Origin of the sequence: Leptothrix sp. (in: b-proteobacteria) (genome assembly GCF_965250675.1) — a bacterium.
Taxonomy (GTDB): Bacteria; Pseudomonadota; Gammaproteobacteria; order Burkholderiales; family Burkholderiaceae_C; genus Sphaerotilus.
This window is the reverse complement of record NZ_CBDFPH010000011.1, coordinates 621,362-633,574: the sequence shown is the minus strand read 5'-3', so window position 1 is coordinate 633,574 and position 12,213 is coordinate 621,362. Positions and strand designations below refer to the sequence as shown.

The 12,213-nt window shown below is 69.3% G+C and carries 8 protein-coding genes; 7 read left to right on the top strand and 1 reads right to left on the bottom strand.

All coding sequences use genetic code 11. The features are described 5' to 3' along the window. Nucleotides 1–237: 237 nt before the first annotated feature. Genes AC5IG3_RS17435 through AC5IG3_RS17415 form a run of 5 tightly spaced genes read left to right on the top strand, consistent with a single transcriptional unit; the run spans nt 238 to nt 9,152 of the window. Nucleotides 238–5,319: a hypothetical protein gene (locus AC5IG3_RS17435; protein WP_491907551.1), complete on the top strand. Its 5,082-nt coding sequence runs from the start codon at nt 238–240 to the stop codon at nt 5,317–5,319. 35 nt (nt 5,320–5,354) lie between these two features. Further along, nucleotides 5,355–6,080, top strand: coding sequence for an FKBP-type peptidyl-prolyl cis-trans isomerase (locus AC5IG3_RS17430; RefSeq protein WP_491907550.1), 726 nt, complete (start codon nt 5,355–5,357; stop codon nt 6,078–6,080). A gap of 60 nt (nt 6,081–6,140) precedes the next feature. Then, nucleotides 6,141–8,003: a hypothetical protein gene (locus tag AC5IG3_RS17425; RefSeq protein WP_491907549.1), complete on the top strand. Its 1,863-nt coding sequence runs from the start codon at nt 6,141–6,143 to the stop codon at nt 8,001–8,003. Continuing rightward, on the top strand, nt 8,000–8,689 hold the full coding sequence (locus tag AC5IG3_RS17420; protein WP_491907548.1) for an SCO family protein: 690 nt from the start codon (nt 8,000–8,002) through the stop codon (nt 8,687–8,689). The genes AC5IG3_RS17425 and AC5IG3_RS17420 overlap by 4 nt, the downstream gene beginning before the upstream one ends. Nucleotides 8,690–8,729: 40 nt before the next feature. Further along, nucleotides 8,730–9,152 (top strand): hypothetical protein, encoded by a 423-nt coding sequence (locus tag AC5IG3_RS17415; RefSeq protein WP_491907547.1) that lies wholly within the window; start codon nt 8,730–8,732, stop codon nt 9,150–9,152. 25 nt (nt 9,153–9,177) lie between these two features. Here the strand turns inward: AC5IG3_RS17415 and AC5IG3_RS17410 are convergent, their stop codons facing one another. Beyond that, entirely contained in the window at nt 9,178–9,873 is a 696-nt protein-coding gene (locus AC5IG3_RS17410; protein WP_491907546.1) for a response regulator, read from the bottom strand. Between the two features lie 177 nt (nt 9,874–10,050). Here AC5IG3_RS17410 and AC5IG3_RS17405 point away from each other — a divergent pair, with 177 nt between their 5' ends. Further along, nucleotides 10,051–10,809, top strand: a complete 759-nt coding sequence (locus AC5IG3_RS17405; protein ID WP_491907545.1) for a response regulator — start codon at nt 10,051–10,053, stop codon at nt 10,807–10,809. Then, nucleotides 10,806–12,197: an ATP-binding protein gene (locus AC5IG3_RS17400; protein WP_491907544.1), complete on the top strand. Its 1,392-nt coding sequence runs from the start codon at nt 10,806–10,808 to the stop codon at nt 12,195–12,197. Before AC5IG3_RS17405 ends, AC5IG3_RS17400 begins: the two co-directional genes overlap by 4 nt. The last annotated feature ends 16 nt before the right edge of the window (nt 12,198–12,213 follow it).

The following is a 12,213-nucleotide window of genomic DNA, read 5'->3' as shown; positions in this document are numbered from 1 at the left end:
TTAATAGGTAAACATAGTTACCCAATGAATGTTTTCTTGGTGGGGTATTTGCCCATGCAAATACGTATCTGCCCGCGATGACACATTTGCTTGCAACTTGCAAACTACGAAACATTCGCAGCCGAAGATGTTTGTGATGGGTCAATAAAACTCATCCTGAGTCGATAACTGGATGCGTTCATACCGGTCCGAAAAAAGCCCGAAGCCGGCGGCTATATCCCTTCAGGAAGATATTCAATGCAAACCCGTTTCAAGCGTCACCACCTGGCCATCGCAGCGGCACTGGCGTCCGCCTCGTATTTGCCCAGCGGCTGGGTCATGGCCGGCGTCGGCGCTGGCGACGGGTTTGATTTCAACGGCAACCCGATGTGCGTGCCGTCGTTCTTCGCTCACAGCCCGTCGGGCCCGCGCCGCACCACGTCGGCCTGCGCCACGGATCTTGCCGCCCAGGTGGGCGCCGGCACAGACACAGGTGCGGCGCTGCGCAAATTCGTCGATCCGCTGCCCCTGGTGGGCAAGGATATTCCGAAGGCCGTGCCCGATATCTGGACGCGCCCGGACGGCAGCAAGGCCGACGGACTTGATGGAAAACCCCGCCAGCAGTATTACGAACTCGCCGTCGTTGAATACACCGAGCGCCTGCACAGCGACCTCAAGCGTGAAACCCTGCTGCGCGGTTACGTGCAACTGGCCAGCAAGGCCTGGCAGGCAGCGAACCCCGGCAAGGGCGTGCCGCTGTTCTACCCCGGTGCGCGTGACGCCGCGACCGGTCGCTTTGCCCCCGGCGCGCCCATCCTGATTCAGGACACCGACGCGCGCGGTTTTCTGATGACCGACGCCAGCGGCGCGCCCGTCAAGGTGCAGGCGGTGGCGGTGGCCGCGCCCAAGTACCTCGGCCCGGTGATCTTCGCGACCCAGCACGTGCCGGTGCGCGTCAAGTTCCTGAACCTGCTGCCGGCCGGCCGCGCGGATGCCATCCAGAACGGCGATGGCAGCTGGACGGTCACGGCCCGCAACGGTGACATCTTCCTGCCCACCGACAAGTCGATTGCCGGCGCCGGCATCGGCCCCGATGGCCTGAACGAGTTCACGCAGAACCGCGTCAACATCCACCTGCACGGCGGCGACACGCCCTGGATCAGCGACGGCACGCCCTACCAGTGGATCACCCCGGTCGAAGAGGCCAACGCCGCCAACCCCAAGAGCCTGGTGGCCGCGGCTAGCGGCCCGACGGCCACGCTCGACCCGACCTTCCTGCCCGCCTTCCTGCGCGGCGCCAGCGCGGCCAACGTGCCCGACATGCCGGAGCCGGGCGCGGGCGCCATGACCTACTACTTCCCCAACGGGCAGTCGGCGCGCCAGATGTGGTACCACGACCACACCATCGGCGCCACGCGCCTGAACGTCTACGCCGGCATCGTGTCGGGCTACGTGCTGACGGACGCGGTCGAGCAGGCGCTCATCACCGGCGGCACCGTCAACGGCACGTCGCTGGCCAAGGTGCTGCCGGCCGACGCCGAGACGTTGCAGCTGGTGCTGCAGGACCGCACCTTCGTGCCTTCGGACATTGCGCTGCAGGACGGCCGCTGGCACACCGACGGCTGGGGCGGCGAGAGCGACTCCTGGTTCCCGCACGTCTACGAGACCGTGCAGGACCCCAACCAGGAAAACGGCTTCAACGCCGTGGGCCGCTGGCACTACGGGCCGATGTTCTTCCCGATCTTCCCGGCGCTGTACTCGATGCCCACCGGCACCTACAACGACGTGACCACCACGCCCGAGGCCTGGATGGACACCGCCATGGTCAACGGCAAGGCTTACCCGACGCTGGACGTCGACCCCAAGACCTACCGCCTGCGCGTGCTCAACGCGTCCAACGACCGGTTGATGACCTTCAACCTGTTCGTGGCCGACGAGGCCAACCGCGCGCCGTTTGCCGACCCGCTGACCGGCCAGCCCAGCATCACCGAAGTCTCGATGGTGCCCGCCGTGACGCCGTCCGTGACCTGCGGCCCCGGCGTGACGCGCTACTCGCAGGCCGTGAACGCCAGCGGCCAGCCCATGGTGGATGCCGCCGGCGCCCCGGTGATGTGCACGCCCGACACCTGGCAGATGGACGCCCGCAACGGCGGCGTGCCCAACCCCGCCACGCAAGGCCCGACGCTCTACCAGATCGGCAACGAAGGCGGCTGGCTGCCCAAGGTGGCCGCGTACGACCCCAGCCCGATGGCCTACCTGATCGACAAGGGCCGCATCAACGTGCTCAACGTCGACACCAAGTCGCTCTACATCTCGCCGGCCGAGCGGGCCGACGTGGTGGTCGACTTCTCGCAGTACGCGGGCAAGACCCTGATCGTCTACAGCGACTCGCCCTCGCCCGTGCCGGCCGGTGACCCGCGCAACGACTACTTCACCGCCACCGGCGACCAGAGCGCCTCGGGCGGCGCCGAGGACACCCTGCCGGGCTACGGCCCCAGCACCCGCACGATGATGCGCATCCGCGTGGCCGCTGCCACGCCCGCCGCGCCGCTGAACGTGGCGGCGCTGGCGGCCGAGATCCCGAAGGCCTACAAGGCCTCGCAGGAAAAGCCCATCGTGGCGCAGTCCGCCTACAACCAGGCGCTGGGCACCACCTACACCGACGATCAGGCCTACGCCCGCATCTACACCGGCACGTTGAAAGAGCCGCAGTTCAACTACCTGCCGGGCACGCCGGGTGTGTTCAACAGCGTGCTGGTGACCAGCACGGGCGCGGGCTTCGTGTCGGCGCCGCTGGTCACCTTGAGTGGCGGTGGTGGCAAGGACGCGGCGGCGCTGGCGTCGCTCAAGCTCGACAAGATCACCGTGACCAACGCCGGCTCGGGCTACACGGTGGCGCCGATCGTGCGCATCACCTCGCCGGTGGCCGGCTCGGGTGCCACGGCCTCGACCACGCTCAAGGTGGGCGCGGTCTCGGTCACCAACGGCGGCGCGGGCTATGCCGGCACCACGGCGGCCGTGACCTTCTCCAAGCCGCAGACGCCCGGCGGCATCACCGCCACCGGCAACGCGACGATCTCGGCCGGGCGTGTCACCCGCATCAACATCACCAACCCCGGCACCGGCTATGCGGCGGTGCCGACCATTGCCGTGACCGGCGGCACGACCAAGGCCCAGCTGGTGGTGAGCGGCGCGCTGGACGCCATCACGCTGACCGCGCCGGACCCCACCACGCCCAGCACGGCGGGCGGGGGCGGCTACACCGACCTGTCGGCCAACGGCCTGATCATCAGCATCGGCGCGCCGCAGCAGGCCGGCGGCGTGGCCGCCACGGCCAGCGCCACGGGCAAGGTTTTTGACGTCACGCTGACCAACGTGGGCTCGGGCTACACCACGCCGCCCACGGTCACGATCAGCGGCGGTGGCGGCACCGGTGCCGTGGCGGCGGTGGACACCGCCAACGGCGGCGCGGCCCTGGGCCGCATCCTGGTCAAGCCCAAGGCGATCCATGAGCTGTTCGAGCCGACCTTCGGCCGCATGAACGCCATCCTGGCCGTCGAGCTGCCCTTCACCAGCGCCCTGACGCAGACCACCATTCCGCTGGCCAACATCGACGCGCCGACCGAGCTGTTCGGCGACGGCGAGACGCAGATCTGGAAGATCACCCACAACGGCGTCGACACCCACCCGGTGCACTTCCACCTGCTCAACGTGCAGCTGGTCAACCGCGTCGGCTGGGACGGCTTCATCATGCCGCCGCAGGCCAACGAGATCGGCTGGAAAGAGACGATCAAGATGAACCCGCTGGAGGACGTGATCGTGGCCGTGCGCGCCAAGCGTCCGCCGCTCGACGGCTTCGGCGTGCCCAACAGCGTGCGGCCGATGGACCCGTCGCAGCCGCTCGGCTCGCCGTTCGGCTTCACCCAGGTCGACCCCAACAGCGGCGTGCCCAAGGCGGTGGTCAACGAGCTCTACAACTACAACTGGGAATACGTCTGGCATTGCCACATCCTCGGCCACGAGGAAAACGACTTCATGCGCCCGGTGGTCTTCCGCGGCAATGAGGTGGCACCGCTGGCCCCCACCAACCTGAGCTACGCCGGCGGCCTGCTGCGCTGGACCGACAACGACGTCGGCGTGGGCACCAGCCGCACCGCCGAGATCGGCTTCCGCGCCGAAAGCCGCGTGGGCACCAGTGCCTTCGCGCCGGTGGCGCCGGTGCGCGCCGTCAACGTCGGCCTGAGCGCCACGGCCGGTCAGATCATGACCCGCGATGTCAACACCTTGGCCAACGCCACGTCGATCGCCACGCCGGCCGTCACCAGCTTCACCGTGGGCAACCCAGTGGTGACGGTGGGCACGGTGACCGGCAATTCGGTGCCCTTGAACTGGACGGCCGTGCAGGACGCCACCGGCTACCGCGTGCTGCGCAACAACGTGCAGATCGCCACGCTGGCCGCCAACGTGCTGGCCTACACCGACAGCACCGCGCAGCCGCAGACCGCCTACACCTACAGCGTGGTGGCGACGGCGCCGACGACGATGGACTACCGCGTCAGCTCGGTCAACTCGGCCGGCGAAACCAGCACCACGCTGAGCCAGGCCATCACCGGCGTGGACGGCCGCACCGACCGGGCGGTCACCACGCCCGCCGGCGGCCCGGTAGCCCCGGTGGCGCCCACCAACCTGGTCTCGCTGGGCGTGACGACCAACACGCCGCGCATCACGCTGAGCTGGCTGGACGCCTCGACCAACGAAACCGCCTTCGACGTCTACCGCAGCACCGGCGCCGCCGCTGCCGTGCTGATCGGCAGCGTCAACACCGCCAGCAGCACCGGCACCGGCACGACACGCACGTTCATCGACGGCACCAACAACACCGCCACCTCCACCCGGCCGGTGGCCAACACGACCTACACCTACACGGTGAAGTCGCGGGCCGGCACCGGCGCTGCGGCGGTCAGCTCGGCCCTGGCCAGCAACGCCGTGCTAGTCAAGGTGGGCACCACGGCCTCGCCGTTCGGTACCACCGTGCCGACGGCGCTGACCGGCTCGGCCACGCGGGTGGGCGCTACCAACAACGACCTGGTCACGCTGAACTGGGCCGACGAGACCACCAACAGCAACACCACCTACCAGGCGCGTGTCGGTGTGCCCGGCCTGCTGGGCACCACCTGGACCAACTTCGCCTTCAGCCCGGCCGCGGCGCCCAACAGCATGACGGGCTCCTTCACCGTGGGCAACAACGTGCGCAACCGGTCGGTGCAGGTGCAGATGCGGGCGGTCAATGCGCTGGGCAACGGCGCCTGGACGCCCTCGATCACGATGACGCTGCCGTGATGCCGGCCTCACTTCCCTTCCTTCAAGGACGCCCCATGCGAACCCTTCCGCTGTTTTCTTTCAAGCCCCTGATCGCCGCGCTGGCGCTGGTGGCCGGCACCACGGGCACCTGGGCACAACAGGCCCCGGACATTCGCCCGCCCGAGACCCCGGTCGAGCGCATGAGCTACGCCAGCGGCGTGGCCGCCGTGCGCAACTTCGCCACCGGCGAGGTGCCGTTCGACGCCGACATGATGATCCGCGGCATCCGCGACGCCCTGTCCGGCCAGCCGCTGGCCCTGAGCGACAAGGACATCCGCACCGCCCTCAACGGCCTGCAGTCCGACCTGCGCCGCGCGCAGGTGCGCAGCAACAAGGCCGCCGCCGAGAAGAACGCCCGCCAGGGCCTCGACTTCATGGCAGCCTACAAGAAGCGCCCCGGCGTGCAGACCCTGCCCAATGGCGTGGCCTACACCGTGATCAAGGCCGGCCAGGGCCTGCGGCCGCTGGAGACCGACAGCGTCATCGTCCGCTACCGTGGCACGCTGATCGACGGCACCGAGTTCGACGCCACCGAGGGCGACCAGACCGCCACGCTGCGCGTGCTGCAGACCATCATGGGCTGGCGCGAGGCGCTCAAGGCCATGCCGGTCGGCTCGGCCTGGCAGATCGTCGTGCCGCACCTGCTGGCCTATGGCGAGCGCGGCGCGGGCGGCACCATCGGCCCGAACCAGACGCTGGTGTTCGACATCGAGCTGGTCGGCATCAAGCCGGCGCAGTGAGCGTCACCGACCGTTGAGCGGCCCCTGTCGATGCGTGCGCTGAATCGCCCCCTCCGTTGGTTGCTCGTCCTGGGCTGGGCCGTGGCGGCGTGCGCTGCGGCGGCGCCAGCGGCCCAGTCGACCGGGCCGCAGCGCGAAGGCGTGCCGGGCGGGCGGGCGTCGCTGGCGGGTGTGAGCTCGGCGGCGGACGTCGAGGTGGGCCGGCGCATCTACCTGCAGGGCCTGGGCGCCAACGGCGCGCCCGTCACCGGCCTGCGCATGGGCGGCATCGAGAGCCGGGGCGCGGCGGTGGCGTGTGCCCAGTGCCATCGCCGCAGCGGCCTGGGCGCGGTCGAAGGCACCGAGCAGGTCTCGCCCATTGCCGGCCGCTTCCTGCTCGAAGACGAGCCGCAGGCGGTGGTCAACCTCAACTACCGCAACGTCAAGAGCTTCAACCAGCGCCACGCGCCGTATGACCTGGCCACGCTTACCGCGGCGCTCAACCACGGCCGGCATGTGACGGGCCGCGATCTGGGCCTGCTGATGCCGCGCTATGAATTCAACGAGGCCGAGGTGCGCGGCCTGGCCGCCTACCTGCGCACACTGTCGGCCGCCTGGTCGCCTGGCGTCACGGCGCAGCGGGTGCGGCTGGCCACCGTCATCACACCCGAGGTGGGCGCCGAGCGCCGCCGGCTCTTCATTGACATGGCGCGTGCGGCCGTCTCCGGCCACAACGGCACGGTGGTGCCGGGTGGGCGCTCCATGAACGCCGCCGAGATGCTGCTGGGCACCCAGCGCTACTGGGATCTGGACGTCTGGCAGCTCGACGGCCCGCCCGAGACCTGGGCCGCCCAGCTCGACGCCCGCCAGCAGGCCCAGCCGGCGTTTGCGCTGGTCTCCGGCCTGGGTGAGGGCAGCTGGGCGCCGGTGCACGAGTTCTGCGAACGCCGTCAGGTGCCGTGCTGGTTTCCCAGCGTGCCTGCGGCCCCGGCCCAGGCCGGGCGCGATGTCTACAGCCTCTACTTCTCGCGCGGCGTTACGCTGGAGGCCGACGTGCTGGCGCGCCACTGGCTGCGCGAACCCGCCGAGCGGCCCCGCCGCGTGCTGCAGATCCACGCCGGTGACGCGGCCGGCCTGGCCGGTGCCCGGCAGCTGCAGGCCGCCGTGACCCAGGCCCGCCTGCCGCTGGGCATGTCGCTGGAGATGGACACCCACGCGCTGGACCTCTCCAGCGCCGCCGGCCTGGCGCAGGCGCGTGTGCTGCTGGCCGGCCTGTCGAGCGGTGATGCGCTGATGGCCTGGCTGGCGCCGGCCGATGCCGCCCGGCTGGCGGCCTTGCCCTTGCCCGGGAAAGTGGCCTCCTACTGGTCGGGCACGCAGGTGCAGCGCGAGGGCCTGGCGCTGCCGGTGGCCTGGCGCGACACGGCCCGTGTCCTCTACCCCTATCAGCTGCCCGACAAGCGGCAGGCGGGGCTGTTCTATTTCAAGTCGTGGCTGGCGGTGCGGCAGTTGCCGCTGCGCGAGGAGCTGATGCAGTCGGAGGTGTACTTCGCCTGGAGCTATCTGGCCGAGACCCTCTCCGACATGCTCGACAACCTGCATGGCGACTACCTGCTGGAGCGCGCCGAGAACATGCTCAGCCTGCGCGAGTCGGCCAAGGCCGAGGACGAGGCGCGCGAATCCCTCGTCGCCAAGCACCAGAGCCGCGGCGGCGCGCAAGCGGCGATGGCGCGCCTCAAGCTGCAGTCGGAATTCGAGCGCACGCCCCGACCGCTGCCGGGCCGCACCGAGCAAGTCACCGGCAAGCGCGAGAGCACCACCGTCTACCCGCGCCTGGGGCTGGCCCCGGGGCAGCGTTTTGCCTCCAAGGGCGCCTACCTCGTGCGCTTCAGTGCGGCCGAGGGGCCGGCGCTGGAAGCCGTTTCAACCTGGATCGTTCCATGAGCCTGTCCGTCTTTTCATCGCTGTGGCCACGCGCCGTCGCCACGCTGGCGCTGGCCGTGCTGACCGCCACCGGGTCCGCCCCCGCCGCCTGGGCGCACAACGGCGCCGACCACGGTGCCCGTCAGACGGGCTCGACCACCAGCCCGTCCACCGTGGCCCGGCCGGTGCAGCCGTCGACCCTGCGCCGCACCGAGGCCCGCTACACGCTGCCCGAGGTGCCGCTGATGCGCCAGGACGGCCAGATGCTGGGCGCCCGCCAGGCGCTCGACGATGGCCGGCCGGTGCTGCTGAACTTCGTCTTCACCACCTGCAACACCATTTGCCCGGTGACCAGCCAGGTCTTCGCCGAGGTGCGCCACCAGCTGGGTGCCGACCGCGAGCGCGTGCACATGGTGTCGATCTCGATCGACGCCGAATACGACATCGTCGACCGCTTGCGCGAGTACAGCGACCGCCTGGGCGCCGGTGCCAGCTGGTCGTTCTTCACCGGTGCCGAGGCCGATTCGATCGCGGTGCAGAAGGCCTTCCAGGCCTACCAGGGCGACAAGATGAACCATGTGCCGGTGACTTTCCTGCGCGCCGCCCCCGGTCAGCCCTGGGTCCGGCTGGAAGGCCTGGCCAGCCCGACGCAGCTGCTGGCCGAAGTGCGCGGGCTGCTGCCCGCGCGCAGCGCACGCCGGCGCTGAACCTTCTGTCTCACCTTACCCATTCATCAAGGAGTCCCTCATGATTAAACCCGTGGTCGTTTCCCTGTGCCTGACGCTGCCGCTCGGCGCGCTGGCGCTGGGCCTCGCGCCTGTCACTTCGTTGGTCAACGGCGTGACCGGTTCGGTCGGCAATACCGTCAACAGCACGTTGACAGGCACCACCGGCGTGGTGGGCTCGCTGCTGGGCAATACCTTGGGCAACACCCTGGGCGGCAAGCTGGTGCCCAGCATCATCAACACGATCTCGCCGCTGGCGGCAGCGGAAGCGGCGGCCTCGGCGGCCAACCCCGCCACCAAGCTGCAGGCGCAGGACCAGCAGCGGCACTATCAGCAGCAGCGCGTCTCGACCATGGGCCGGTGCTGGAAGGAGGGCGCCGACAAGAAGCTGATCGGCGTCGAGCTGCGCCAGTTCCTGGGGCAGTGCGTCAACGCGGCGAACTGAGGCCGCGAGCATGCCGGCCGGGGCCTCAGGGGGTGGCGTCGGGCGTCGACATGGCCCGCGCCACCGAGCCGGGCCGCTGGATCAGGCCCATCTCCAAGGCGATCAGCGTCAGCTCCGACACGCTGCCGATCTGCAGTTTTCGCATCACGTTGGCGCGGTGCTTCTCGACCGTCTTGGGGCTGACGTGCAGCAACTCGGCGGCGACGCGGTTGGTGCGGCCTTCGGCCACCAGTTGCAGGATGCTGCGCTCGCGCCGCGTCAGCTGCGCCCAGGGCGCCTCGCTGGCGGGCGACTCGTTGGGACGCAGGAAGCGGTTGACCACCTGGCTCGACACGTCGGAGCTGAGGTAGGTCTTGCCGCGCGCGACGCTGCGCAGTGCGTGCAGCAGGTCTTCGAACGAGCTGTCCTTGAGAACATAGCCTGCCACGCCGACCGTGAGCGCCTCGCGCACCTCGTTCTCGGACTTGGCGTGCGTGAGCACCAGCACCTGCAGGTGCGGCTGGCGGCGCTTGAGGGTGCTGATGGTCTCGATGCCGCTCAAGCCCGGCAGATGGAGGTCGATGATGAGCATGTCGGGCACGTGCTCGGCCGCCAGATGCACGGCCTGCTGACCGTCGCCGGCCTGGGCGACGATGCGGAAATCGTCCTCCGCATTGAGCAGCGCGGCCAGTCCCTGGGACAGCAGCAGTTGAGGCTCGACGATCAGGATGCGACGTTTCATGGCGGGGGTGGACGGTGGGCCGGCGCGGGTCGGGACCTGGGGGTCCGGCGTGCCGGCTCCATTAAGCTTGGGAGAGTTGCGACTCTCGTCGGGCCGCCTTAATTTCTGCTTAATCAAAGCGCGAAGACCCGCAAACAGGTGGGTTTTCCACCCGGTCCTGAAAAAGAGGGAATCGACATGAAACTGCTGCTGGCCGAAGACGATCTGATGCTGGGCCAGGCCACCTGCAAGGGCCTGCAGCTCGAAGGCCATACGGTGGACTGGGTCACTTCGGGCGACCGCGTGGCGGTGGCGCTCAAGACCCATCGCTACGACTGCGTGCTGCTCGACCTGGGTCTGCCCGAGGTCAGCGGCGAGGCCTGCCTGGAGGTGCTGCGCCGCGCCAAGGACCCGACGCCGGTGATCGTGATCACCGCGCGCGGCCACAAGGACGACCGGATTGCGGTGCTGGACATCGGCGCCGACGACTACCTCGTCAAGCCGTTCGACCTGGACGAAGTGGCCGCCCGCGTGCGTGCCGTGGTGCGACGCAGCCAGGCGCGCGAGGGCGAAGCCGTGTCGGCCGAGCTGGTGCACGGCCCGCTCAAGCTGATCTCCTCGACGCGCACGGCGCTGTGGGACGGCAATGTGGTGCCGCTCAAGAACAAGGAATTCTGGGTGCTGGAGACGCTGATGCGGCTGCGCAACCGCATCGTCAGCCGCCAGCATCTGGAAGAGACCATGTACGGCTGGACCGATGACCTGAGCAGCAACACCATCGAGGTCTACATCCACCACCTGCGCCGCAAGCTGGGCAGCCACGTGATCGTGACGGTGCGCGGCATCGGCTACCAGCTTGCCAGCGAAGCGGAATTGCGGGCGCGCCTGGCCCAGCCGATGAGCCTGTCCGAGTCGCCCGATGCGGCACCAGGCTCTGCCGGTGAGCCAGCACCATGAAGCGGCTGCTGCCCACGTCGCCGCAGGGCTGGTCGCTCAAGACGCGGCTCTACCTGATCGCGCTGCTGTCCACGCTCAGTGCCTGGGTGGCGGGTGGCACGGCCATGTACTGGTCGGCAGCGCAGGAAAACAATGTGCTCTACGACGCGCGCCTGGCCGACCTGGCGCAGACCATCCTGACGTTCTCGCAGCACGAGATCCTGGAGCTGGCCGGCGACGTGGGTGTCACCGGCATCCACACCAATGTGCACGAGGAGAGCCGTGCCACGCTCGGCTCGCGCTACCAGTACCAGATCTGGTCGAGCGACGGCCGGCTGCTGCTGCGCAGCTACAACGCGTCGGCGACCGAGCCGATTGCGCGGCTGGGCCAGCTGGGGGCGTCCGAAACGGGTGCGGGCGACCACCGCCTGCACGCCTATGTGCTCAAGGGCGTGGCAGACATGGAGATTCACGTCGGCGAACTCAAGGTCGAGCGCCAGAGCGTGACCGGCACCGTCAGCAACACCTTCATCGCGCTGTTCGTGCTGTCGATGGCCGGTGTCGGCCTGCTGGGCTGGTGGATGCTGCGCAGCGCGCTGCTGCCGCTGCGCCAGGTCAGCGCCGATCTGCTCGCCCGTGACGAGCACGACCTGTCGCCGCTGCAGGTCGAGCGTTCGCCACAGGAACTGCAGCCGATGGTGGCCGCGGTCAACCACCTGTTCGGCCGCATCGAACGGGCGTTTCACCATGAACGCGGCTTCACGGCCGTGGCCGCGCATGAGATGCGCACGCCGCTGGCCGCGTTGCGCGTGCAGGCCCAGGTGGCGATACGCTGCCGCGATGCGGCGGATCGCACCGAAGCCCTGCGCGACCTGATGCTCAACGTCGACCGCTGCGCGCACCTGCTCGATCAGTTGCTGACGCTGGCCCGGCTCGATGATGTCGAGAGCGTCAACGCCCGCAAACGCCCGGTGCGGGTGGCCGACATCACGGCCGAGGCGCTGGCCGATGTGAGTGCCGAGGCCGAGCGGCGCGACATCGACATCAGCACCTCGCTGGCCGCAGCAGAAATCAGTGCCGATCCGTTTGGCCTGCAGACGCTGCTGCGCAACCTGGTGGCCAACGCGGTGCGCTACAGCCCCGAAGGCGGCCAGGTGCGGATCGAGTCCCGCCGTGAGGGCGACGCCGTGGTGCTGCGCGTCGACGACTCCGGCCCCGGCATTGCCGAGGCCGACCGCGAACGCGCCTTCGACCGCTTCCAGCGCCTGCGCCAGGACCGCAGCGGCGGGGTTGGCCTGGGCCTGTCGATCGTGCAGACGGTGGTCAAGGCCCACGGCGCGACCATCCGGCTGGGGGTGGCCGCGCTCGGGGGCTTGAGTGTCGAGGTGCGGCTGCCCCAAGTCGGTTAAGGGCCGGCTGAGGGCG